Origin of the sequence: Acidovorax sp. K2F (assembly GCF_025246485.1) — a bacterium.
GTDB lineage: Bacteria > Pseudomonadota > Gammaproteobacteria > Burkholderiales > Burkholderiaceae_C > Acidovorax > Acidovorax delafieldii.
In genome coordinates this window covers 31,008-53,373 of sequence record NZ_JAOBSQ010000050.1, presented here as the reverse complement: position 1 = coordinate 53,373, position 22,366 = coordinate 31,008, and the positions used below count along the sequence as shown (strand labels likewise).

Here is a 22,366-nt window from a genome sequence, read left to right as displayed (position 1 = left end):
CAAAGCCCGCGATTATAGCCCAGAGCAGTTCCTGTATCCATACCTGTGCCCGAACCGGCGGAACGCCATCGCCACCGCACCGGTGGCACCTGGCGCTGTCAGCGCGACATGTGCATCGCCCTTGACGGCGGAGGGGCACGGCTTCGAGCCCGCCTGCGCAGGCTTGGACGGTCTGAAAAAGCTGCGGCCTGTGGCAGCTGTACCGAGGCGCGAAGCGGCGCAGGGGGAATACACTCCCCGCGGTGTCACTGTTCAAAGCCGCCTCCACCGTCTCCCTCTTGACCCTCGTCTCCCGCATCACCGGGCTGGTGCGCGAGTTGCTCATGGCCTCCGTGTTCGGGGTCAGTGCCATGACCGACGCCTTCAATGTGGCGTTCCGCATTCCCAACCTGTTCCGCCGGGTGCTGGGCGAGGGCGCTTTCAGCCAGGCTTTTGTGCCGGTGCTGGCTGCCACCCGGGCCGAGGACGGCGACGAGGGCGCCCGGGCGCTGATCGACCACGTGGGCACCTTGCTGGCCTGGGCGCTGGTGCTGCTGTGCATCGCGGGCGTGCTGGGTGCGCCCTGGATGGTGTGGGCCATGGCCAGTGGGCTCCAGCCCCAGGGGTTTGACGCCGCAGTCACGATGACCCGCTGGATGTTCCCCTACATCGGCTTCATGTCGCTGGTGGCGCTGGCGGGGGGCATTCTCAACACGTGGAAGAAGTTTGCGGTGCCTGCCGCCTCGCCGGTGCTGCTCAACATTGCGCTCATCCTGTCCATCACGCTGGGCGCGCCCTTGTTTGCGCGCTATGGCATCGAGCCTATCTATGCGCAGGCGGCGGGCGTGATGCTGGGTGGCCTGCTGCAACTGGGCATCCAGGTGCCTGCGCTGCTGCGCCTGGGGCTGCTGCCCCGCATTGGCGTGCGCTGGTCCGCCATCCGCGCTGCGTGGGCGGACCCGACCACCCGCAAGGTGGCGCGCCTGATGCTGCCCGCCTTGCTGGGGGTGAGCGTGGCGCAGGTTTCGCTGCTCATCAATACGCAGATTGCCTCACACCTGGCCACTGGCAGCGTGAGCTGGATCACCTATGCCGACCGCCTGATGGAGCTGCCCACCGCCTTGCTGGGCGTGGCGCTGGGCGTGGTGCTGATGCCGCAGCTGGCCAGTGCCCGCGCCAAGCAGGATGACGAACGCTATTCGGCCATGCTCGACTGGGGGCTGCGGCTGGTGGTGGTGCTGTCGGTGCCCTGCATGGTGGCGCTGCTGGTGTTTGCCAAGCCCCTGGTGGCAGTGCTCTACCACTACGGCGCCTTTGCCGATCGGGACGTGCAGCAGACCACGCTGGCCCTGGCGGGCTACGGGGTTGGCATTGTGGGCATCGTGGCCATCAAAGTGCTGGCGCCGGGCTACTTTGCCAAGCACGACATGCGCACGCCCATGCTGATTGCCGTGGCGGTGCTGGTGCTCACGCAGATGATGAACTTTGTGCTGGTGCCCTATTTGCAGCATGCGGCGCTGACGCTGTCGATTGGCGTGGGGGCGGTCATCAACGCTACCTGGCTGCTGGTAGGGCTGCTGCGGCGCGGCAGCTACCGGCCCTTGCCCGGCTGGGGGCGGTTTGCCTTGCAGGTGGTGGCGGCCAGCGCCTTGCTGGCAGTGCTGCTGGCGTGGGGTGCCCAGCATTTCGACTGGGTGGAGATGAAAGCGCAGCGCCTTCAGCGCATCGGCCTGCTGGCCGCGATGATGGCTGTAGCCGCAGTGCTGTACTTTGGCGCCCTGTGGGCGGCCGGCCTGAAGCTGCGCCAGCTGCTGCGCCGCTGAATATCTGCGGCAGGCCTGGACCCCGAAATACCCCGCAAAGCCCGCTCTTCTGTGGCTTGACGCCATGGCGACGGCCCCGTACAAAGCTGCCATGTCCTTGAGCCTTTCCGTGCCCACCTCGCTGGAGTACTTTGCATCGCTGGTGCAGAGCGACGACCACTTTCCGCTGCTCGAAGCCGCCGCCAGCCTCGCGCAGGATGAATACCCCGAGTTCGACGTGCAGCAACTGCTGGGCGATGTGGACCAGCTGCAGGCCCGTATCAAGCGCCGCCTGCCTGCCGATGCGCCGGCGCTGCAGCGGCTGCGCACGCTCAACCAGTTCTTTTTTGCTGACCTGGGTTTTGGCGGCAACATCAACAACTACTACGACCCAGAGAACAGCTACCTCAACGCCGTGCTGCGCACGCGCCGGGGCATTCCCATCAGCCTGGCTGTGCTGTGGATGGAGCTGGCCCAAGGTCTGGGCTTGCATGCGCGGGGCATTGCGTTCCCGGGGCACTTCATGGTCAAGGTGTTGCTGCCCAAGGGCCAGGTGGTGCTGGACCCGATCTCGGGCCAGTCGCTCAGCCGCGAGGAGCTGGCCGAGCGGCTGGAGCCCTACAAGCGCCGCAATGGTCTGGTGGACGACTACGACGTACCGCTCGGCCTGTATCTGCAGGCCGCCACACCGCGCGACATCATTGCGCGCATGCTGCGCAACCTCAAGGAGGTGCACCGCACCCAGCAGGACTGGCAACGGCTGGTCGCCGTGCTGGACCGGTTGATCGTGTTGTTGCCCGAGGCCTGGGGCGAGCGCCGCGACCGGGGGCTGGCGCACGCCGAGCGTGGCAACACAGCCGAGGCGGTGGCCGACCTGGAGGCCTATCTGGCCCACAGCGAAGACGGGCTGGATCTCGACCTCATCGCCGACCGGCTGAGCGCGCTGCGCAACGCCAACGGCTGATGTCCGGCGCCTGACTCAAAAATAGTTTTAGAACGGCGTGCTGTCTGCAGGCAGCGCTGCCTGCAGCTGCGCCACCTGGCGGCGCAGCTCGGTGTTCTCCGCCGTCAGTTCCGCCACACGGATGCGCAGTGTGTGCAACTCGTCGCTGGCTGGAGCGGAGTCCGTGGGGGTGTCTGCCGGGCTACCTTCTGAAGGAGTCTCCTCGCGCGGCTTGCGCTTGTTGAGTTCGCGCACGCGTTTGGCCGCCTGCTTGAGTTCGTCCTTGCCGGCCACGGCCGCTGCCACCTGTTCCTCGGCGGGCAGGGTGGCGACGGCGGCTGCGGCGTTGATGGAGATGGTGCCGGACTTCACAGCCGCCACCAGCTCGGGGGCCGCCTGTTTCTGGATCTTTTCGATCATCACCACCTGGCTGCTGCTCAGCCGCGCAGCCTTGGCGATGGCCTCGCGGCTGTTCAACGGGTCGGGGGCGGGCAGGGTGGCGGCTGCCTCGGGCACGTCAGCCGTGGGGGTGGCTTCGGCGGTCTCTGTGGAGGTGGCTGCGCGGGCCTTGCGCTCGGCCATGATCTCGCGCTTGCGCAGGGCGAGCACGCCGCGCTGGAAATCCGACACGCTGCGGCGGCCCAGGTGCTGGTCGATCATCCACAGGTGCACGTCTTCCATCGTCTGAAAGCGCGGGTTCTGCACGGTCTGGAACGGCAGGCCATGTTTTTGGCAGATGCCGTAGCGGTTGTGCCCGTCCACCAGCACATCGCCCCACAGCACCAGTGCGTCGCGGCAGCCTTCGGTGAGGATGCTGCGTTCCAGCGCGTCGTGTTCGTCGGGGGTCAGGGGTTCGATGTAGGCTTTGAGTTCTTCGTTGACGACGATGTTCATGGTGGCAGGGGGTCCGGGGAGCTGGGCAAGGGGCGGCATTGTAGTGGGGCTTGCCACCGGGCCTGTCGGGCGATCACACCGGCCGCACGGTCCCACCTACTGATCGCGCGTGCCTCGCAGGGCCAGCCAGCCCGCAACCGCCGTGAAAGCCGCCACCACGGCCACGATGATCCAGAAGCCGTGGCCGTTGTCGGCCAGCGGCACGCCGCCCACATTCATACCAAACAGGCCGGCCAGAATGTTGATGGGCAAGGCCAGCACGGTCACCACCGTCAGCACAAACAGGCTGCGGCTGTTGGCTTCCTGCACGCTGGCGGCGATTTCTTCCTGCAGCAGCTTGATGCGCTCCTGCAGGCCCTGCATGTCGCGCAGCACCACCGAAAACTCCTCGGTCGAATCGCGCAGCTCTTGTGCATCGTCGGCGCCCATCCACGCGGGCGGGTGCTGCAGCAGGCGAAACAGTGCCGCAGGCTCGGGCGCCAGCAGCCGCTGCAGGCGCACCAGCAAGCGTCGCAGCACGCCCAGCCGCGCGCGCTTGTGGTCCAGGCGCCCGGCCAGCAGTGCGTCTTCTACATCGTCGATGCGTTGTGTCACGCCCCGCACGATGTCCACCAGGCCCGAGGCCTGGGTGCGCATCAGCTCGGCCAGCAGCGCCACGCTGGAGCAGGGGGCATTGCCGGTGCGCACGGCAGTGCGCAGCACGTCCACCGACCGCAGCGGGCGCGTGCGGCCGGTCACCATCAGGTGCGGCGCCACGCTGGTCCACAGGGTCGCAATGTCCGAAGGCTCGAACGCAAAATCAAAGTGTGCATCGTTGAGCACGGCAATCAGCGTGTCGTCGTCGCGCTCGATGCGGGTCGATACCGAGCGGTCCTTGAGCGCATCAAAAAAGGCTTCCGGCAGATGGGCATGCCGCTCCATCCAGCGCACCGCCTGCGCGTGGCTCAGGTTGAAGTGCAGCCACAGAAACTGCCCTGACGGCGCGGCGCCTGCCTGCAGGCCGGCCAGCCATTGCGCGGCCTGGGCCGAATCCACCTCCTGCGGCGGGGTGTCGGTACCCAGCAGGTAGCCGCAGATCAGCCCGGCGGCATCTCCGCCGTAGTTCAGGCTGGCGTTGGGGGCGAGGGGATTTGACAAAGCGGCGGGGTGGTCTGCGGGCGGCACGGCCTCGCATGCTGGCCTCTGGGCATGACAGCGTTGTGACAGATCACACCAGTGTCATGGCGCTGTCACTGCAGCGGTCCACCATCGCGCATCTGATTTGCACTACCGCCGGATGCTTGCCCATGTTCTACAACAACGCCCTTGACACGCAGGAGCTGATGCAACGCATCGCCAACGACCTCATCGACAGCTACGACGAAGAGTTGGAACTGGAGATCGAAGACCGCGAGGTCGATGACATCGGCGCCCCCAGCCCTGGCGACAAGCTGGCGCGCCAGCAATACTTCAAGGACCTGTTCCGCCTGCAGGGCGAGCTGGTCAAGCTGCAGGATTGGGTGCAGCACAGCCGCCAGAAGGTGGTGATCCTGTTCGAGGGGCGCGATGCGGCGGGCAAGGGGGGCGTCATCAAGCGCATCACGCAGCGCCTGAACCCCCGTGTGGCCCGTGTGGCGGCACTGCCCGCACCCAACGACCGAGAGCGCACGCAGTGGTACTTTCAGCGCTATGTAGCGCACCTGCCTGCGGCGGGCGAGATGGTGCTGTTTGACCGCAGCTGGTACAACCGCGCGGGCGTTGAGCGGGTGATGGGCTTTTGCACCGACGACGAATACGAAGAGTTCTTCCGCACCGTGCCCGAGTTTGAAAAGATGCTGGTGCGTTCGGGTATCACGCTGGTCAAATACTGGTTCTCCATCACCGATGAAGAGCAGCACCTGCGCTTTCTGGGCCGTATTCACGACCCGCTCAAGCAGTGGAAGCTCAGCCCCATGGACCTGGAAAGCCGCGTGCGCTGGGAGGCCTACACCAAGGCCAAGGAAACGATGCTGGAGCGCACCCACATCCCCGAAGCACCCTGGTGGGTGGTGCAGGCGGTGGACAAGAAAAAGGCGCGCCTGAACTGCATTGCACACCTGCTGTCTCAGCTGCCCTACCAGGAGGTCCCACACCCGCCCGTGGTGCTGCCCGACCGCGTGCGCAACCCTGAGTATTTGCGCCAGCCCGTGCCTGCAAGCATGTACGTGCCGGAGATCTACTGAGACATCTGGCGCGCCCCCTTCGGGGCCGAGGGAGGCTGAGTGTCCTTCAGCAGTGCAATGGTGGCGATCACATCCCGCACCTTGAAGGGCTTGATCAGCACCCGCCGCACCTGCAGGGCCTTCATCTTCACGGCGGTGGAGGCATCGACCTGCGTGGTCGTCACCGCCACCGGCACATTGGCATTGACGGCCAGCGTGTCGTTGCGGACCTGCTCCAGCAGCGCGATAGCCTCTTGTTCTTGCTCGTCAATTGAGACGATCACACCCGCAAAGTCCTGGTGTGTCAGCCGCTGCTGGGCCATGCGCACGCTGTTCACCTGCCGCACGGCGGGCAGGTTCAGTTGACGCGCCGTGGCCACAATGATGCTGCCGGTCAGCGAGCTGGGTTCGATCAGCAGGATGTCCTGGGGGCTGTGGTCACTCATGGGGCCGAGGCTCCCTGCTGGCGCCGGACCAGCTCTTCCACTGCCAGGTCGCGCAGCGAGCCCAGGATGGCCAGATCGATGTCGTCCAGGGTGCGCGGTTTGTTATCGATCAGGCACAGCGTGCCTACGTTCTGCCCGCCCGGCAGCTTGAGCGGGGCGCCGGCATAGAACTGGATGTGGGGCTCGCCGGTGACCAGCGGGTTGCCGATGAAGCGCTCGTCCTGGTTCACATCGGGCACGACCATGATGTCGTCTTGCAGGATGGCGTGGCCGCAGAACGAGATGCCCCGCGAGGTCTCGCACTGGTTCATGCCCAACCGTGACTTGAACCACTGGCGGCCGTCGTCGATGAGTGACAGCAAAACCGTGGGCACATCGAACTCCTGCGCGGCAAAGGCTGTCAGGCGGTCAAACCGCTCCTCGGGGGGCGTATCCAGAATCAGCAGCTGGCGCAGCGCCTGCAGGCGGTCAGGCTCGTTGGCGGGGCGGGGTGGTTCTTGCATGGTGGCGACCCGGCGGGTGGTGCGGCAAAGGGCTTGATTATGGGCGGGTGCCGTGTCGCGTGCATCGCGCGGCATCACACCGGACTGGTCCCTCAGTGGCTGCGCGCACTGCCCTGTGATGGCGTGCCGCCGCGCCCGAACTGGTGCCAGGCCCGGCGCAGCTGCGTGTCGGAGCTGAACCCCGCCATCAGCGCCGCCTGCGTCACGTTCTGGCCGGACCGCAGCGCGGCCTCGGCAGTGGCCAGGCGGATGCGGCGCAGGTATTGCAGCGGTGCGATGCCCGCATGTTCCAGAAACAGCCGCGTCAGATGCCGGGGTGAGGTGTGGGCCACCTCGGCCATCTGCGGCACGCTCCAGTCGGCCTGGGGCTGCTGGCCCACGGCGTCCTGCACGCGGTGCAGGGCCGGGTGCAGGTGGTTGCGGTGGTGCAGAAAGGGCGAGAACTCCGGGTCGTTGGGCCCCCGGCGCAGGGCCACCACCATGGCCTGCGCCACCTGCGCGGCCAGCGCGGGGCCGCAGGTGTCCGAGATGCGGTGCAGCAGCAAGTCGATGCCCGTGGTCACGCCTGCGCTGCTGTACACGGCGCCATCGGCCACAAACACGCGGTTGGCCACCACGTCGCAGCGCGGGTCCACGGCGGCCAGCTCGTCCAGATGCTGGTGGTGGGTGGTGGCGCGGCGCCCCGTCAGCAGGCCGGCATGGGCGGCCAGCACCGAGCCCGCGCACACGGTGATCAGCTCCAGCTGCCCCGCCACGGGCCGCAGCCCGCGCAGCCAGTGCAGCAGCGCGCGGGCTTCGTCACCATCCACCGCGATGTGTTGCCCGGCCAGGCCCACCAGCACCACCCAGGCGGGGCTGGGCAGGGTGGCAGGCAGCGGCTCCAGCTGGGTCAGCACGGCACCTACTGACGAGACAGACTCGGGCGTGGGGCTCACAAAGTGCTGCACAAACCGCTCGGGCTGGCCTTGCTTGGCCAGGGTCTGGTTGGCGATGCGCAGCGCTTCGGCCGGGCCCGCCCAGTCCAGCACCAGGCTGCCCGGCAGCAGGGCGAAATAGACGTGGATGGGGGAGGAGGCCGGGTTCTGCATCGATGGCTTTGGGTGAGGCTAAAAGCGTGTCATGGCTGGGGGTTCCAGGGCGTGTCCATCTGGCGGGCCGTGCGCTCGGACAGCGCCGCGCCCAGCAGCCGGGTGACCAGGTGCAGGCTCATGTCGATGCCAGCGCTGATGCCAGCGGATGTGACCAGCGCGCCCCGGTCCACCCAGCGCACATTCTCCTGCACGTCAAGCGTGGGGTACTGCGTGCGCAGGTCGGCGGTGTCCTCCCAGTGGGTGGTGGCCGGGCCTTCGGTCAGCACACCGGCTGCGGCCAGGATGAAGGCCCCTGTGCACACCGAGGCCGTGATCTGCGCACGGCCTGCCGCCTGGGCGATCCAGGCGCGGGTGGCAGGGCAGGCCGCAGCGGCATCGACCACGCCGCCGGGCACGATCAGCACATCGGGCGCGGTGGCGCTGGCAAAGTCCGCATCGGGCAACACGCGCAAACCCGCCCGGGCGCGCACCGGGTCCAGGCTGCGGGCCACGCACTGCACCACAAACGGTGCAGGCGCGCCGGGATGTTGCCGCTGGTGCATGCGGCTGGCGGTGGTGAAGACCTCATAGGGCCCGCCCAGGTCCAGGGCCTCCACGTCGTCGAACACCAGGATGGCGACCTGCAATGGCTGGGCGCTCACTGTTGTACCTTCGGCTTCGCCTGCGGTGCGAGCTTGCTTGGGGCGGCCCGGCGCGGCGCTCATGCGGCCGCCCGGTCCAGCGCCTGTTGCACGGTGCACAGGGTCGCAAAGCGGCCTTGCAGCACGGTGGCGGTGCGGGTCTTGATGTCGGCCGCCGCCAGCACCTGGCCGTCGGGCTGCAGCATGTCCCAGGTCAGCGTGGCATCGGTCACGTAGTCCACGTCCCAGCCCAGGTCGGACGCGTGGCGGGTGGTGGTTTCGCAGCATTGTTCGGTGCGGATGCCGCTCACGATCAGGCGCTGGATGCCATGGCGTGTCAGCCACACATCAAGGCCCGTGCCCACCAGCGCGCTGTGGCGCGACTTGGTGAAGGTGGCTGCTGCGTCGAAGGTGGCCAATCCTTGCAGCGGCCGCACCTGGCCCGAGGCCTGCGAAAACGGGTTCTCGGCGACTTCGGGGCCGTCGCTGTGGAACACGCGCACCACCGGGATACCCTGGGCGACACACCCGTCGATCAGCGCGTTCTGCGCTTGCAGGTAGGCAGGCAGGTCGCGCTCGGTGAAAAAGGGGCGGTGGCGGAACGATTCCTGGACATCAATCACTATCAGACAGGTTTTCATGGTGTGCTCACAGAGGCAGTGGTTTGGATGTGCTTATGTTCGCTGCCCGGTGGCCGACGGTCCGAACTGACGGAGACAGGATTCGATCAATTTCAGCCATCATTCTGTGGCGAATGACGGGCCTGGCTGGCGCCCCAGCCCATTTCAGGTGCCGCGCTGGCCCTGTGAAGCGGGTTTTGGAGTCATATCAGCGTTGTGCGCCGGTACATATTGCCTTTCAAGCTATCAAAGACATAGCGCTATCCGAGCTATGCGGGAAGCTGTTAAGGTGGCTAGGGTTTCCCCTGATCTTTGAACATCGACCGCCAGACCAACTGCCCGCCTATGCCCCGCCGCTCCCGCCTGTTCTCGCTGCCGTCCCTGACGCGGGCCTACCAGCGCAACCTCAAGGCCTTCGCGCGGGCTGCGCGGGCCAGCACCCGGCCGGTGCGGGCCAAGGCAGCGTCCAAACTGCGGACAGCGCCGCGCAAGGCGGCGGTTGCCAAGATGCCCTCCACGGCCCGCACATCGCGCCCCGCAGGCAAGCAGGTGCCGTCACGGGGCGAGTGGATGTCTGGCGTGGCCCCCGGCCCGGCGGGGGCGCGGCGGTTTCATGCCTATGTGCCTGCCGGGCTGGCCCTGCGCCCGGGCGAAAAGCTGCCGCTGCTGGTCATGCTGCACGGCTGCGGCCAGACGGGGCGGGACATTGCCGCCGTGTCGCGCATGAACCGGCTGGCGGCGCGCCATCGGTTTGTGGTGCTGTACCCCGAGCAGGAGCGCATGGCCAACGCCCACGGCTGCTGGAACTGGTTTGAACGCCGCAATGGCCGGGCCGAGGCCGAAGCCGCCACGCTGCTGGCTGCCGTGGACAAGGTGGCGCGCCGCCTGCCGGTGGACCTGGCGCGGGTGGCGGTGGCTGGGTTGTCGGCAGGCGCCAGCATGGCGGTGCTGATGGCGGCGCTTTACCCCCACCGGTTCTGCGCGGTGGCCATGCATTCCGGTGTGGCGCCCGGCACGGCCGAATCCGCCGCCACGGCCCTGGCGGCCATGCATGGCCGTCGCGAGGCCCATCTGCCGGACCCTCCTGCGGTTGCCGCTGCGGTCACACCGACAGACGCTACCGTGCTGCCCGTCAGCGCCGCTGCGGCCTTGCCCCCGCTGCTGATCGTGCATGGCGATGCCGATGGTGTGGTGTCGGTGCGCAACGCGGCCGCGACCGCCTTGTTGTGGGCCGGTGCGTTGGGGGCGCGGGCGGGTGCCATCCGCACCTTGCAGAGGGGCCAGCGATACCCCATGCGGGTGACCGAGTTCAAGGCCCGGGGCCGTACCGTGGTGGCGCTGCGCGAGGTGGTCGGGCTGGCCCATGCCTGGAGCGGCGGCGCCGCGCAGTTGCCCTACAGCGACCCGTCCGGGCCCGATGCGTCGGCGCTCATCTGGGCCTTTGTGGCCCGTCAATTCGCAAAATGATCGAGAAAATGGCCGCAAGCGCTAGTGCTAGTGCTGATTGTGCTTGCTGCTATCAAAAAGTGACTATCCGTGCGGGTGGCTCCGGGGGGGCCGCAGGCCACTGCCCGGCTGCGGTCACACCAGCCGAGCGGCCACCAGTTCCTTCTTGAGGTAGGCGTAGAACAGCGGCGCCGCCACCAGCCCCGCAGGGCCAAACACGGCCTCGGCCACGAACATCACGCTCAGAAGCTCCCACACGCCCATCTGGGTGCGGCGGCCCACCACCTTGGCGTTGATCACATATTCGGCCTTGTGGATCAGGATCAAAAACCCCAGGCAGGCGGCGGCCGCCAGCGGCGACACCGACAGCCCCACGATGGTGATCACCACGTTGCACACCAGGTTGCCCACGATGGGCACCAGCCCGGCCACGAAGGTGAAGGTGATCAGCACCGGCGTGTAAGGCAGCTGCAGCCCCCACACCGGCAGCACGAACAGCAGGAACAGGGCGGTGAGCAGGGTGTTGAACGCCGCGATCCAGAACTGCGCCGCCACGATCTGGCGGAACGCCTCGCCAAACAGCGTGATGCGCAGCTTGAGCTGCTGGGCCAGCGGGCCGCGCGCCAGCACCGGCGGGCGCACGGCGGCGAGCGCGCCGATGAGCAGGCCCACATAGGCAAACAGCACACCGGCGAGCCAGGCCCGCCCCGCCATGGCCAGCGCACCGGCCTTGGCGCCCAGATAGCTGGCAATGATGCGCTGGATGTCGGCCACGCCCTCGGGCAGGTGGGAGGCCATGTCGGCGGGCAGCTTCAGGCGCAGCTCCAGCACCGTGCGGGCCATGTAGGTGAGCAGTTCCTGGTACTGCTGCGGTGCGCTGACCAGGTAGCCACGCGAATGGGTCAGGCCCAGCGCCAGCAGCGCCAGGGGCAGCAGCATCACCAGACCAGCGGCCGTGACCTGGGCCACGCGCAGGCTGGTGGGGGATGGGGCGGCTTGGCGCTGGATCCGGCCCAGCCCCGCTGCAAACCAGCCCGTGAGCGCCCGGGTGAGCAAAAAGCCCAGGCACACACACAGCAGGCCGGGCAGCAGGCCACGCCACATCACCAGCAGCAGCGCAGCGGCCACCAGCAGATAGCTGGCCACCACAATGCCCTGGTTCAGGGCGCGCGGGGGCAGGGTGGTGGGCGTGGGCTCAGGTTGCGCTGAGGGGGGTGGAGCGGGGCGCTGCGCCATGCGCGGTGAGGGGGCGGTGTTGCTGGCCGGGTATCAGGCCACCACCACGGCGGCGCCTTCGCCACGCGCTGCGATCGTGCCAATCGCGTAGACCTGCTCGCCCGCCGCGCGCAGCGTGGCGGCCGTGGCTTCGGCGTTGGCCGCATCCACCACCACCACCATGCCGATGCCGTTGTTGAAGGTGCGGTTCATCTCGATGTCGTCGATGCCCGCCGTCTTCTGCAGCCAGGCGAACAGCTCGGTCTGGGGCCAGCTGCCCTTCTTCAGGTGCGCGGCGGTGCCGTCGGGCAGCACGCGGGGGATGTTCTCCAGCAAACCACCGCCCGTGATGTGGGCCAGGGCCTTGATGGGGTGAGCGGCCAGCGCGGCCAGCACGTTCTTCACGTACAGGCGGGTGGGCTCCATGATGGCCTGCTTGAAGGGCTTGCCGTCCAGCGTGGCGGGCACGGTGCCCTGGCTTTCAGCGCGGTCAATGCACTTGCGCACCAGCGAGAAGCCATTGGAGTGCACGCCGTGGCTGGCCAGGCCCAGCACCACGTCGCCAGGGGCCACGTCCTTGCCGGTCAGGATCTTGGATTTTTCGACCGCGCCCACGGCAAAGCCGGCCAGGTCGTATTCGCCCGCCGGGTACATGCCGGGCATTTCGGCCGTTTCGCCGCCGATCAGCGCACAACCGGAGAGTTCGCAGCCCTTGGCGATGCCGCCGACCACGGCCGCAGCCGTGTCCACGTCGAGCTTGCCGCAGGCAAAGTAGTCCAGGAAGAACAGGGGCTCGGCGCCCTGCACCAGCACGTCGTTCACGCTCATGGCCACCAGGTCGATGCCCACGGTGTCGTGCATGTTCCATTCAAAAGCCAGCTTGAGCTTGGTGCCCACGCCATCGGTGCCAGAGACCAGCACGGGCTCCTTGTAGCGCTTGGGCACTTCAAACAGCGCGCCAAAGCCGCCGATGCCCGCCAGCACGCCTTCGCGCATGGTCTTCTTGGCCAGCGGCTTGATGCGCTCGACCAGGGCGTCGCCCGCGTCGATGTCAACGCCGGCGTCTTTGTAGGAGATAGGGGTGGAGGGGGCAGAAGAGCTCATGGGTGGTGTGGTGCTGGTAGGCCCGCCGGGCGGGCTGGAATCCGGGGATTTTAAGGGGCACGCCCTGACGCACTTTCTCAGCCCTGTGTGGCAGGGGGCTTTGGGGCGCGGCCGTGCCGGGCAGATTGCACCAGCACACCCGCCAGCGCGAGCGTGGCAAACAGGATTCCGGCGCCAAACGTGGCGCTGGCGCCCAGCCGGTCCCACAGCAGGCCTGCCAGGCCGCTGGCCACCAGCAGCGCCACGCCGCTGACCAGGTTGAACATGCCAAACGCCGTGCCCCGCAGGTCGGCCGGTGCGGTGTCGGCCACCATGGTGGCCAGCAGCCCTTGCGTCATGGCCATGTGCAGGCCCCACAGCGCAATCCCCAGCCAGGCGGCGGCGCCCCGGTCGCTGAGGGCCAGCAGCGCATCGGCAGCGATCAGCGCCACCAGCCCCCAGGCCAGCAGCGTGGTGTGGCGGGTGCTGTCTGCCAGTTTGCCCAGCGGGTAGGCGCCCAGTGCAAACACCACGTTCATCAGCACCAGCACCAGGGGCGTCCAGGCCAGCGGCAGGCCTCCCTGTTGCACGCGCAGCACCAGAAATGCCTCGCTGAAGCGTGCCAGCGTGAACACGGCGCCCAGCGCCACCACCCACCAGTAGGCGCCGCCCAGGCGGCGCAGGTTCTCGCGGCGGATGGGGTTGGTGCGCACGGCGCTGGCGGCGCGCTCGGGCTCGCGCACGCCCACCAGGAGCAGTGCCACGCACAGGGCGGCCGGAATCACGGCCACCCAGAACACGGCGCGGAAGTCATTGGCCCACAGCAGCATCAGCCCCATGGCCAGCAGTGGGCCCAAAAATGCGCCCACGGTGTCCAGGGACTGCCGCAGCCCGAATGCTGCGCCCCGCATGCCGGGCGGCGCAAGGTCGGCTACCAGCGCGTCGCGCGGCGCGCCGCGTATGCCCTTGCCCACCCGGTCGAGCAGGCGCGCCGTGACCACCAGGCCCACGGTGGGAGCGATGGCAAACAGGGGTTTGGACAGTGCACCGAGCCCATAGCCCAGCACCGCCAGCGGCTTGCGCCGCCCCCACCAGTCGCTCAACACCCCCGAAAACACCTTGAGCATCAAAGCCGTGGCCTCGGCTGCCCCTTCAATGAGGCCCACCGTGAGCATGCTCACGCCCAGCGTGGTGACCAGGAACACCGGCAGCAGGCTGTGGATCATCTCGGACGACACGTCCATCAGCAGGCTGACGAAGCCCAGCGCCCAGATGCTGGCGGGCAGGCGCTTTGCAGGGGAGGTGGGAGGTGTCATGGTGCAAGGCAGGGTACGGTGGTGCCGGGCGGCGGCCCAGGGGGCTGGCAGCAGACTAAAATCGCGGCCATTGTCGCCCAGCCCCTGCGAGGGAGCCGGTCGGTGACCACGCGCCGTATGCCACTTTGTCGCCGCGCCTGGCCGCAGTCATCGACGGCCCGGTGCCTTCCCACCCACTTGTGATGCCGCTGCTGACCCTCTTCCTGACCGCCGCTTCCGCACCTTCCGCCACGGTTCAGCCTGTACTGTGCGGGCGCCGCGCATGACGATGAAGCAACTGGCGCTGGACATCGGCCTGGCCACCGGGCCCACCCTCGACCGTTTTTTTGCCGGGCCCAACGAGGCCGCGCTGCAGCACCTGCGCCTGGCCGCCGGGGCGGGCAGCAGTGAAGCCACCCGCTCCCCGGTGCCCACCTACCTCTGGGGCGAACCGGGCAGCGGCAAGACCCATTTGCTCCAGGCCGTGCGCCAGGCCCTGCGCGAGCAGGGCTCCAGCGTGGGCTGGCTCGACCCCTCGGTGGGCGAGCCGCCGGATTTTGATGAACGCTGGGCCGCCGTGGTCATGGACGACGTGCACCTGTACAGCACCGCCCAGCAGGCCACGGCCTTCAACTGGTTCGTCAATGCCATCAGCCCCGCCAGCGGTAGCCAGCGCTGGGTGCTGGCGGCTGGCGATCTGCCCCCCGCCGACTTGCCGCTGCGCGACGACCTGCGCAGCCGTCTGGGCTGGGGCCATGTGTTCCAGCTGCAACTGCTGGGCGAGGCCGAGCGCCGCGCCGTGCTGCGCCAGGAGGCCGATGCGCGCGGCGTGTTCCTGGGCGACGAAGTCATGGACTACATGCTCAACCGCTTTTCGCGCGACCTGGGCAGCCTGATGCAGCTGCTGGACCAGCTCGACGCCTTTGCCTTGCGCACCCAGCGTGCCATCACGATTCCGCTGCTCAAGACAATGCTCGAGTCGGAATAAAAAATGAGGGACAACCCCCTGAGCGGCTGCGCCGCTTCCCCCTTCTCTCGCTGTGCTGAGCACCGCGGGAAGGAGGACGCCGCCAGCGCGGCGGGGCGGCCCTTGCGCGGCGGCCGCTGGGTTTGGGCAGCGACAGTTTTTGCAACCGCTCGCGCAGCGTAACTTATTGAATGATTGAAATGCAAAGAAGCCGCCTTCGCTTGGCGCTGTTTGACCTGGACCACACGCTGCTGCCGCTCGACTCTGACTACGAGTGGGGCGAGTTCACCATCCGCATCGGCTGGAACGACCCGGTGGAGTTCGCGCGCCGCAACGACGAGTTCTATGCCCACTACCAGGCGGGAACGCTCGATGTACACGACTACGTGCGTTTTGCGACCGAGGCCGTGCGCCTGCGCGGGCCCGAGGCCGCAGCGGCGGCGCACCAGCAGTTCATGCGCGAGGTCATCACCCCCGCCATCCAGCCCCAGGCGCTCGACCTGATCCGCCAGCACCAGGCGGCGGGCGACGAGGTGGTGATCGTCACTGCCACCAACGAGTTCGTGACCACCCCCATCGCCCAGGCGCTGGGGGTGCCGCAACTGCTGGCCGTGCAGCTGGTGCGCGACGCCAGCGGCTGGTACACCGGCGAGATTGACGGTATCCCGACCATGCGCGAAGGCAAGGTGCGCCGCATGGAACAATGGCTGGCCGAGCGGCAGCTCAGCTGGGCCGACGTGGAGAGCACCTTCTACAGCGACTCCATGAACGACGTGCCCCTGCTGGATAGGGTGAACCACCCGGTCGCCACCAACCCCGACCCGCGCCTGCGCGCCCTGGCCCAGGAGCGCGGCTGGCGCATACTGGACCTGTTTGCCGAGCCTGCCAGCCAGACGGCCTCCTGACCCCCTGCGCTCGCAGTCCCCTGATACCTCCCTACCCATGATCAAGAAGTTCATCGATAAACTGCTGGGCAAATCGACGCCCGGGACCTCCGGCGGCAAGCCCCATTTCGGCAAGCGCGAAGAGGTGCCCGCCAGCGTGCACGGCATCAACCCCGAGCTGGTGGACCGCCGCGCCGCCGAGGTGGTGCAGACGCTCAAAGACGCCGGCTTCGAGGCCTACATCGTGGGTGGCGCTGTGCGCGACCTGCTGCTGGGCCTGCGCCCCAAGGACTTCGATGTGGCCACCAACGCCACGCCTGAACAGGTCAAGGGCCTGTTTCGCCGCGCCTTCATCATCGGCAAGCGCTTTCGCATCGTGCATGTGGTGCACGGCCGGGGCCGCGAGCACGAGGTGATCGAGGTCTCCACCTTCCGGGCCTACCTCGACAATGCCGCAGCGGGTCAGGTGGCTGGCAACGAAAAGACCAGCAAGGCGCAGCTGTCGGGCATGCAGCATGCCGTGGACGCCAGCGGCCGCGTGCTGCGCGACAACGTCTGGGGCCCGCAGGACGAAGACGCGACGCGCCGCGATTTCACCGTGAACGCCATGTACTACGACCCGGTCAGCCAGATCGTGGTGGACTACCACAAGGGTTTGCAGGACGCGAAGAAGAAGACGCTGCGCATGATTGGCGACCCCGCCACGCGCTACCGCGAAGACCCGGTGCGCATCATCCGCGCCGTGCGTTTTGCGGCCAAGCTCAGCCCGCTGGGCTTCAGCATCGATGCCAAGTCGGCCGCGCCGCTGGTGCAGTCGCAGGCCCTGCTGGCCGAGGTCCCCCAAAGCCGCATGTTTGACGAAATGCTCAAGCTGCTGCAGACCGGGCACGCCATCGCCACCATCGAGCAGCTGCGCAAGCTGGGCATGTCCAAGGGCATCTACCCGCTGCTGGACGTGGCTGTGGAGCGCGCCGACACACCGTTTGTCAAAGCGGCCCTGGTGGACACCGACCGCCGCGTGAACGAAGGCAAGCCCGTGGCCCCCAGCTTCTTGCTGGCCTGCGTGCTGTGGGAAGACGTGCGCAATGGCTGGCAGGAGCGCCTGAACCAGCGCCAACACCCGCTGCCCGCGCTGCAAGAGGCCATCGACGAGGTGTTCGACAAACGCATTGGCGACGTGTCGGGCCGCGGCAAGCTGGCCGCCGACATGCGTGAGATCTGGGTGATGCAGCCGCGGTTTGAAAAGCGCGTGGGCAACACGCCGTTCGGTATGGTCATGCAGCCGCGCTTTCGCGCCGGGTTCGACTTCATGCGCCTGCGCGCCGATGTGGGCGAAGTCGAGGAAGCCCTGGCCGAGTGGTGGCAGGACTTCCAGGCGGCGGACGATGAGCGCCGCGACGACCTGATGGACCAGGCCAAGGAAGAGCAGAAGGCCCGCCAGAAAGCGCAGCCTGTGGTCAAGCGTGTGCCTCGCAGTGCACCTGCTGCGGCACCACGTGCCCCTGGCACCGTCCAAGACACTGACCATGCGGGCGGCGAGACCGAATGGGCCGCCGAAAGCGGCGCGCCCAAGAAGCGCCGCCGTCGTCGCCGCAAGCCCGGTGGTGGTGGCGGCGAAGGTGCAGCACCTGCTGCGGCTGGCGAGTGAGTTGGCCGGACGTGGGGGAGCAGGCTGAGCGGCCCTCTCGGGTCTATGTGGGCCTGGGGGCCAATCTCGGAGAGCGGCAAGCTGCCTTGCGCAAGGCTTTGGCGGCCATGGGTCAATTGCCCGGCACGCGGGTCCTGCGCGTGTCGCCGCTCTATGGCAGCGCACCGGTCGATGCCGGTGGCCCGGACTACCTCAACGCCGTGGCCGAGCTGACAACGACCCTGGCACCTGAGGCCCTGCTGGGTGCCCTGCAAGCCATCGAGCTATCTGCCGGCCGCGAGCGCCCCTACCGCAACGCGCCGCGCACGCTGGACCTCGACATTCTGTGGTTTGGCGACCAGGTGATCGACACCCCCACACTCACCGTGCCCCACCCCCGCATGGCGGAGCGCGCGTTCGTGCTGCGTCCCCTGGCCGATCTGGTGCCTGGGCGGGTGGATGCGTCGGCGTTGCAGGCCGTAGCGTCTCAGGACATCCACCAGCTGGAAGGCCCGGCTTGGGTGGGCACTTTGTCGGGTGAGTAATTTGCTCCTAAATTGGGAGCTTTTTGCGCTTTATAGATAAGCGCTAGGGCCTGAAAAGGCTTAAAAATAATCCCGTCTGCATTGGCTGTGTGTGCGACAGATGAAACGGACGCGGTCCAACGCCAGTGCCGCCGTGGAACCGGCTCCGCCGGGCCTCGGGTGGCGTCTCTCTCGGGGGCTGGGAGGCCGCAGCCGCAAGCCTGCCCGCGCAGGCGTGGACGGCATCGAAGAGGTGCCGCCTCAGGCGGCAGCACCGAGCGGATTGCGTCTCAGAGAGTCAATCGACTTTTGCCCCGGACGCCTTCACCACCTGCTGGTACTTGGCACGCTCGCTGGCCATGAAGCTGTCGAACTGCTGCGGCGTGGTGGCCACGGGCTCCGCCAGCAATGCGGCAAAGCGGGTCTTCGTTTCGGGCGCGTTCAGTGCCGCCACAAAAGCCTTGTTCAGCTTGTCGATGATGGGCTTGGGCGTGGCGGCCGGCGCCACCAGGCCCCACCAGGTGTCGATGGAAAAACCCTTGAAAGTCGCGGACAGCGGTGGCACGCCTGGCAGCGAGGCCGAGGCGTCGAGCGAGGTCACGGCCAGCGCCTTGAGCTTGCCCGCGCGGATGTTGGGCGCTGCGGCGGCCAGATTGTCGATGTTGAAGTCCACCTCGCCCGCCAGCAGTGCCAGCTGGGCCGGGTTGGCGCCCCGGTAGGGGATGTGCAGCGCGTAGATGCCGGCGCGCTGCTTGAACATCTCGCCCGCCAGGTGGCCCGCGCTGCCGTTGCCGCCACTGCCGTAGTTGAGCTTGGCGGGGTTGGCCTTGGCGTAGGCGATGAGGTCGGTCACGGTGTGGATCTTGAGCTGCTCGGCCTTGGCGGCGTTCATGACCAGCACATTGGGCACGCGCACCATCTGCGTGATGCCGGCAAAGTCCTTGCCTGCGTCATAGGGCATGCGGGCATACAGCCAGGGGTTGACTGCGTGGGTGGCGGTGGCCGCGATGCCAATGGTCAGGCCATCGGGTGCTGCCTTGGCAATAGCGTCGGCGCCAATGTTGCCGCCCGCGCCGCCCTTGTTGTCGATGATGACGGTGCCCAGCGATTCGCGCACGCGCTCGGCCAGTGCGCGGGCCGTGACGTCGATGGGGCCGCCCGGGGCATATGGCACGATCAGGCGGATGGGCTGGCCGGCATCCTGAGCCCAGACGGCGGGGGACGAAAAAGCCGTTGCGGTGGCAGCGGCGGTGGCGAGGAGGATGAGGTTTCTGCGGTTCATGGGCGCCATTGTGCAAAAAAATCGTAAGAAAGCTTATGAAGCCCTGAGGGGGTGATGGTCAGGCGGGGACGTTCATGCCGTGCGAGGCGCGCTGAGCGCCACGCCCAGGTCTTCCACCAGCATGCCCAGTTCGTGCGACGAGCGGATGTCCAGCTTCAGGAAGATGGCGGACCGGTGCGTGTCCACGGTGCGCGGGTCGATGGGGCGCTCCGGGTCACGCTGCGCCAGCGCACGGGCCACTTCCTTGCTGCTGAGGCCCGTGCCCAGCAGTTGGGCCACCTCTTGCTGGCGTGGGCTCAGGGCGTTCCAGCGCTCGCGCAGCTGGTGCTGCCGTTGTGTCTGCCGTGCCTGCGTTTGCGACAGCGTGGAGGCCTTTTCGACAGCGGCCAGCAAGGTGGCTTCGTTGCACGGTTTTTCGAGCCAATCCACCGCCCCTTGTTTGACGGCTGCCACGGCGGAGGACAGCTCACCGTGGGCCGATAGGAACACGGTCTTGAGCGCGCTGTGGCGCTGGCCGAGTTCGTGGAATACCTGCAGCCCGCTCAAGCCTTCCATGCGCAGGTCCAGCAGCACGCAGCCGGGGTGGTCCAGTGCAGCCTGCGCCAGAAAGGCCTCGCCGCTGTCGAAGGCCCGCACCGAGTACCCGCGTGCCAGCAGCAGTGCGGCCAGCGATTGGCGCACGCCTTCGTCGTCGTCCACGATGTAGACCACAGTGGGGTCCGGCGAGTCAGCGGCGATGGGGGCAGTGTCGTAGGTCATGGCGCGGTGGCATTCTCGGTGGCGGGGGGGCAGGGCAGGCGTATCTCGAAGACCGCGCCGCCGCCTTCTCGATTGCGGGCCTGTAATTGGCCCCCCATGCTTTCAATGATGGAGCGGCAGATGTTGAGACCCAGGCCGAGACCGTCGGAACGTGTGGTGAAAAAAGGTTCGAAAAGGCGCTCGGCGATGCCGGGCGGCAGGCCTGGGCCCCGGTCCAGCACTTGCACCAGCGCTTGGCCATCGTCTGCGGCTATGCGCAGCCGCAATTCGTGCCCGCCGGGCGGGGGCTGGTGGGTCTGCATGGCCTGCAGGGCGTTCAGGCCCAGGTTGATCACCACCTGCTCCAGCAGCACGCGGTCTGCGTTCACCGGCAAAGGGGCGCCGGCCTGTTCCACACGCACAGGGATCCCCTGGCGGCGGGCCTCGGCGCGCAAGAGCAGCTCCAGCGACTGCTCCACGATGGCAGACAGATCGCAAGGCTCGCGGCTTTCAGGGTGCTGGCGCACCCAGCGGCGGATACGACCCACGATGTCGGCGGCCCGCAGCGCCTGGGTCGACAGGGCCTCCAGGCTGTCGCGGAGGGGGCCGGTCTTGCCCTGGGCGGCCAGCGCCCGTGCGGCAGCCGCATAGTTGACCAGGGCGGCCAGCGGCTGGTTCAGCTCGTGGGCCAGGGTGGATGCCATCTCGCCGACAGTGATCACGCGCTGCACCCGCTGCAGCTGGGTCTCGCGCTGCTGCTGCTGCTCTTCGGCCCGCTTCTGCGCGGTGATGTTGACCACCGAGCTCATCCAGCCGATGTGCTGGCCGCTGCCGTCGATCAGGCGTGTGGTGTAGAACATCGTATAAACGTCCGACCCGTCACGGTGCCTCAGCCGGTTCTCCCGCCCCTGCGGAAACGCGTTGCCGGCCAGCACGGTGTCGCTGTCGTTCCAGTGGCGGTCCAGCTCGTCAGGGTGCCAGTACGGGTAGGGCGGCAGCTGGCCGATGAGTTCGTCGGCCCGGTAGCCCACCATATCGCACATGGCCGCGTTGACATAGACGATGCGCCCTTCGAGGTCGCGGGCGCGCATGCCCACCAGCAGCGAGTCCTCCATGGACTGGCGGAACGCCTGGGCCTGCTGCAGCGCGTGGGTACGCTCCTGCACGCGCTGCTCCAGTTCGATGCGGGCCAGCCGGTTTTCGGCGAGGCGCCGCTCGCGCAACTGCCAGTACAGCGCGCCCAGCACCAGCAGGCCCGACGCCAGCGTGGCCAGCGCCCAGGCCTGTTGCCGCGCCAGGGCCACCACGCGGCTGTCGGCAGTGACGGTAAGGGTCCAGCCCAGGTCGGGCAGCTTCTCTTCGAACGCCAGGTAGCTTTTGCCGCCCGTGCCGTCCAGGCGCAGTTCGGCACCGGGCGGGTCGTCTTGGGGGCGCAGGGTCCAGGGCACGGCGCGCGGGGTCCATCCTGTGCCGTACTGTTCGTTGTGCTGCAGCTGCTGCACGAGTGGAGTGGGCAAGGGCTGGCTGGTGCGGTAGAGCCAGCCGGACACGGAGCCGAGAAAGACGATGCCCCGCTCGTCCGTCACGAACACTGGATCGCGCAGCTGGGCCCATGGGTCCGAGATGGGTTCCATGCGCACCTTGACCGCCACCACGCCGATCACGCGGCCCGCATCGACCACGGGGGCCGAGACAAACAGGCCGGGTTCGCCCGTGGTCTTGCCCACGCCATAAAAGCGGCCCGTCTGGCCCGCCAGGGCATCGCGAAAGTACGGCCGGTTGCCGTAGTTCTGGTGCACAAAGCTGTTGGGGGTGTCCCAGTTGCTGGACGCGAGGGTGAGGCCCTGCGGGTCCATCACGTACAGCATGTCGGAGCCCGCATGCTGGTTCACCGCCTGCAGGTACGCGTTGGCTGCGTCGCGTACGGCCTGCGATGAAGGCTCCTGCAATAACTGGCGCACCAGCGGGTGCTGCGCGGTGGTGAAGGGCAGGTAGTTGTAGCGCGTGGCCACGCCACGCAGCGCCAGGGCTTGCACCTCGCCCAGGCGGCGCAGGTTGTCCCACTGGGCGTCGCGTTCGCTCTGTTCTGCCCATTCGCCCGCGCCCCACACCAGCAGGGCCGCCAGGCACAGCAGCGTGGCAATGAAGCCTCCGCGCCGGACTTGATGCCAGCGGCGGGGCGCGCCCTGCGGGGCTGGCGGGGCGGGCGCTGCACGCACCATGGGTC

At 67.8% G+C, this 22,366-nt stretch carries 21 protein-coding genes; 8 read left to right on the top strand and 13 right to left on the bottom strand.

Going from position 1 to position 22,366, the window contains the following annotated elements; translation table 11 throughout:
• Positions 1–242 precede the first annotated feature (242 nt).
• Positions 243–1,802: a murein biosynthesis integral membrane protein MurJ gene (gene murJ, locus N4G42_RS18680; protein ID WP_260668241.1), complete on the top strand. Its 1,560-nt coding sequence runs from the start codon at positions 243–245 to the stop codon at positions 1,800–1,802.
• 91 nt (positions 1,803–1,893) lie between these two features.
• Complete coding sequence (locus N4G42_RS18675; protein WP_056066673.1) at positions 1,894–2,745, top strand: SirB1 family protein; 852 nt, start codon at positions 1,894–1,896, stop codon at positions 2,743–2,745.
• Positions 2,746–2,772: 27 nt separating this feature from the next.
• Here N4G42_RS18675 and N4G42_RS18670 read toward each other — a convergent pair whose 3' ends face one another.
• Both N4G42_RS18670 and N4G42_RS18665 read right to left on the bottom strand, forming a co-directional pair.
• Positions 2,773–3,618 carry a plasmid replication/partition related protein gene (locus N4G42_RS18670; protein ID WP_260668239.1) on the bottom strand — a complete coding sequence of 282 codons (846 nt, stop codon included), beginning with the start codon at positions 3,616–3,618 and terminating at the stop codon, positions 2,773–2,775.
• 96 nt (positions 3,619–3,714) lie between these two features.
• Positions 3,715–4,755, bottom strand: a complete 1,041-nt coding sequence (locus tag N4G42_RS18665; RefSeq protein ID WP_056067078.1) for a transporter — start codon at positions 4,753–4,755, stop codon at positions 3,715–3,717.
• Between the two features lie 149 nt (positions 4,756–4,904).
• Between N4G42_RS18665 and ppk2 the strand changes: the two genes are divergently transcribed.
• Positions 4,905–5,819 (top strand): polyphosphate kinase 2, encoded by a 915-nt coding sequence (gene ppk2, locus N4G42_RS18660; RefSeq protein ID WP_056067080.1) that lies wholly within the window; start codon positions 4,905–4,907, stop codon positions 5,817–5,819.
• Here ppk2 and N4G42_RS18655 read toward each other — a convergent pair.
• The 5 genes from N4G42_RS18655 to N4G42_RS18635 all read right to left on the bottom strand — a co-directional run bounded on the left by N4G42_RS18655 (position 5,813) and on the right by N4G42_RS18635 (position 9,099).
• Positions 5,813–6,244: a histidine kinase gene (locus N4G42_RS18655; RefSeq protein ID WP_260668238.1), complete on the bottom strand. Its 432-nt coding sequence runs from the start codon at positions 6,242–6,244 to the stop codon at positions 5,813–5,815. The genes ppk2 and N4G42_RS18655 overlap by 7 nt on opposite strands.
• The gene (locus N4G42_RS18650; protein WP_260668237.1) at positions 6,241–6,747 is read right to left on the bottom strand and encodes a GAF domain-containing protein; all 507 of its coding nucleotides are present in this window, start codon (positions 6,745–6,747) and stop codon (positions 6,241–6,243) included. Before N4G42_RS18650 ends, N4G42_RS18655 begins: the two co-directional genes overlap by 4 nt.
• A gap of 92 nt (positions 6,748–6,839) precedes the next feature.
• On the bottom strand, positions 6,840–7,835 hold the full coding sequence (locus N4G42_RS18645; RefSeq protein ID WP_056748306.1) for a GlxA family transcriptional regulator: 996 nt from the start codon (positions 7,833–7,835) through the stop codon (positions 6,840–6,842).
• A 29-nt stretch (positions 7,836–7,864) separates the two neighbouring features.
• A complete protein-coding gene (locus N4G42_RS18640) occupies positions 7,865–8,479 on the bottom strand; it encodes a DJ-1/PfpI family protein (RefSeq protein ID WP_260668263.1) in 615 nt (204 codons plus the stop codon).
• Between the two features lie 59 nt (positions 8,480–8,538).
• Complete coding sequence (locus N4G42_RS18635; RefSeq protein WP_260668236.1) at positions 8,539–9,099, bottom strand: cysteine hydrolase family protein; 561 nt, start codon at positions 9,097–9,099, stop codon at positions 8,539–8,541.
• A 324-nt stretch (positions 9,100–9,423) separates the two neighbouring features.
• Here N4G42_RS18635 and N4G42_RS18630 point away from each other — a divergent pair, with 324 nt between their 5' ends.
• Positions 9,424–10,545, top strand: a complete 1,122-nt coding sequence (locus tag N4G42_RS18630; protein WP_260668235.1) for an alpha/beta hydrolase family esterase — start codon at positions 9,424–9,426, stop codon at positions 10,543–10,545.
• Between the two features lie 114 nt (positions 10,546–10,659).
• Here N4G42_RS18630 and N4G42_RS18625 read toward each other — a convergent pair whose 3' ends face one another.
• The 3 genes from N4G42_RS18625 to N4G42_RS18615 form a co-directional block, all read right to left on the bottom strand.
• The gene (locus N4G42_RS18625; RefSeq protein ID WP_056066692.1) at positions 10,660–11,760 is read right to left on the bottom strand and encodes an AI-2E family transporter; all 1,101 of its coding nucleotides are present in this window, start codon (positions 11,758–11,760) and stop codon (positions 10,660–10,662) included.
• Positions 11,761–11,793: 33 nt separating this feature from the next.
• A complete protein-coding gene (purM, locus tag N4G42_RS18620; protein WP_056066695.1) occupies positions 11,794–12,843 on the bottom strand; it encodes a phosphoribosylformylglycinamidine cyclo-ligase in 1,050 nt (349 codons plus the stop codon).
• Positions 12,844–12,920: 77 nt separating this feature from the next.
• Positions 12,921–14,138, bottom strand: coding sequence for an MFS transporter (locus N4G42_RS18615; protein ID WP_260668234.1), 1,218 nt, complete (start codon positions 14,136–14,138; stop codon positions 12,921–12,923).
• A 268-nt stretch (positions 14,139–14,406) separates the two neighbouring features.
• On the opposite strand from N4G42_RS18615, the gene hda reads away from it, so the two are divergent.
• From hda to folK, 4 genes are all read left to right on the top strand, one after another.
• Positions 14,407–15,105 carry a DnaA regulatory inactivator Hda gene (gene hda / locus N4G42_RS18610; RefSeq protein ID WP_056748298.1) on the top strand — a complete coding sequence of 233 codons (699 nt, stop codon included), beginning with the start codon at positions 14,407–14,409 and terminating at the stop codon, positions 15,103–15,105.
• Between the two features lie 179 nt (positions 15,106–15,284).
• Positions 15,285–15,989, top strand: coding sequence for an HAD family hydrolase (locus N4G42_RS18605; protein ID WP_260668233.1), 705 nt, complete (start codon positions 15,285–15,287; stop codon positions 15,987–15,989).
• A gap of 37 nt (positions 15,990–16,026) precedes the next feature.
• Complete coding sequence (pcnB, locus tag N4G42_RS18600) at positions 16,027–17,616, top strand: polynucleotide adenylyltransferase PcnB (RefSeq protein ID WP_056066705.1); 1,590 nt, start codon at positions 16,027–16,029, stop codon at positions 17,614–17,616.
• Entirely contained in the window at positions 17,613–18,140 is a 528-nt protein-coding gene (folK, locus tag N4G42_RS18595; RefSeq protein WP_260668232.1) for a 2-amino-4-hydroxy-6-hydroxymethyldihydropteridine diphosphokinase, read from the top strand. Before pcnB ends, folK begins: the two co-directional genes overlap by 4 nt.
• Positions 18,141–18,417: 277 nt before the next feature.
• Here the strand turns inward: folK and N4G42_RS18590 are convergent, their stop codons facing one another.
• The 3 genes from N4G42_RS18590 to N4G42_RS18580 all read right to left on the bottom strand — a co-directional run bounded on the left by N4G42_RS18590 (position 18,418) and on the right by N4G42_RS18580 (position 22,361).
• Complete coding sequence (locus tag N4G42_RS18590) at positions 18,418–19,401, bottom strand: Bug family tripartite tricarboxylate transporter substrate binding protein (protein ID WP_056748292.1); 984 nt, start codon at positions 19,399–19,401, stop codon at positions 18,418–18,420.
• Positions 19,402–19,473: 72 nt separating this feature from the next.
• Entirely contained in the window at positions 19,474–20,160 is a 687-nt protein-coding gene (locus tag N4G42_RS18585; protein WP_260668231.1) for a response regulator transcription factor, read from the bottom strand.
• On the bottom strand, positions 20,157–22,361 hold the full coding sequence (locus N4G42_RS18580) for an ATP-binding protein (protein WP_260668230.1): 2,205 nt from the start codon (positions 22,359–22,361) through the stop codon (positions 20,157–20,159). The genes N4G42_RS18585 and N4G42_RS18580 overlap by 4 nt, the downstream gene beginning before the upstream one ends.
• Positions 22,362–22,366 lie beyond the last annotated feature (5 nt).

What these genes read in the sequence shown, in the direction of transcription:
- N4G42_RS18675 (WP_056066673.1), top strand. Translation starts at nt 1,894, where the DNA reads ATGTCCTTGAGCCTTTCCGTGCCCACCTCGCTGGAGTACTTTGCATCG.
- N4G42_RS18670 (WP_260668239.1), bottom strand. Translation starts at nt 3,618, where the DNA reads ATGAACATCGTCGTCAACGAAGAACTCAAAGCCTACATCGAACCCCTG.
- ppk2 (WP_056067080.1), top strand. Translation starts at nt 4,905, where the DNA reads ATGTTCTACAACAACGCCCTTGACACGCAGGAGCTGATGCAACGCATC.
- N4G42_RS18655 (WP_260668238.1), bottom strand. Translation starts at nt 6,244, where the DNA reads ATGAGTGACCACAGCCCCCAGGACATCCTGCTGATCGAACCCAGCTCG.
- N4G42_RS18650 (WP_260668237.1), bottom strand. Translation starts at nt 6,747, where the DNA reads ATGCAAGAACCACCCCGCCCCGCCAACGAGCCTGACCGCCTGCAGGCG.
- N4G42_RS18645 (WP_056748306.1), bottom strand. Translation starts at nt 7,835, where the DNA reads ATGCAGAACCCGGCCTCCTCCCCCATCCACGTCTATTTCGCCCTGCTG.
- N4G42_RS18635 (WP_260668236.1), bottom strand. Translation starts at nt 9,099, where the DNA reads ATGAAAACCTGTCTGATAGTGATTGATGTCCAGGAATCGTTCCGCCAC.
- N4G42_RS18630 (WP_260668235.1), top strand. Translation starts at nt 9,424, where the DNA reads ATGCCCCGCCGCTCCCGCCTGTTCTCGCTGCCGTCCCTGACGCGGGCC.
- N4G42_RS18625 (WP_056066692.1), bottom strand. Translation starts at nt 11,760, where the DNA reads ATGGCGCAGCGCCCCGCTCCACCCCCCTCAGCGCAACCTGAGCCCACG.
- purM (WP_056066695.1), bottom strand. Translation starts at nt 12,843, where the DNA reads ATGAGCTCTTCTGCCCCCTCCACCCCTATCTCCTACAAAGACGCCGGC.
- N4G42_RS18615 (WP_260668234.1), bottom strand. Translation starts at nt 14,138, where the DNA reads ATGACACCTCCCACCTCCCCTGCAAAGCGCCTGCCCGCCAGCATCTGG.
- hda (WP_056748298.1), top strand. Translation starts at nt 14,407, where the DNA reads ATGAAGCAACTGGCGCTGGACATCGGCCTGGCCACCGGGCCCACCCTC.
- N4G42_RS18605 (WP_260668233.1), top strand. Translation starts at nt 15,285, where the DNA reads ATGCAAAGAAGCCGCCTTCGCTTGGCGCTGTTTGACCTGGACCACACG.
- pcnB (WP_056066705.1), top strand. Translation starts at nt 16,027, where the DNA reads ATGATCAAGAAGTTCATCGATAAACTGCTGGGCAAATCGACGCCCGGG.
- N4G42_RS18590 (WP_056748292.1), bottom strand. Translation starts at nt 19,401, where the DNA reads ATGAACCGCAGAAACCTCATCCTCCTCGCCACCGCCGCTGCCACCGCA.
- N4G42_RS18585 (WP_260668231.1), bottom strand. Translation starts at nt 20,160, where the DNA reads ATGACCTACGACACTGCCCCCATCGCCGCTGACTCGCCGGACCCCACT.
- N4G42_RS18580 (WP_260668230.1), bottom strand. Translation starts at nt 22,361, where the DNA reads ATGGTGCGTGCAGCGCCCGCCCCGCCAGCCCCGCAGGGCGCGCCCCGC.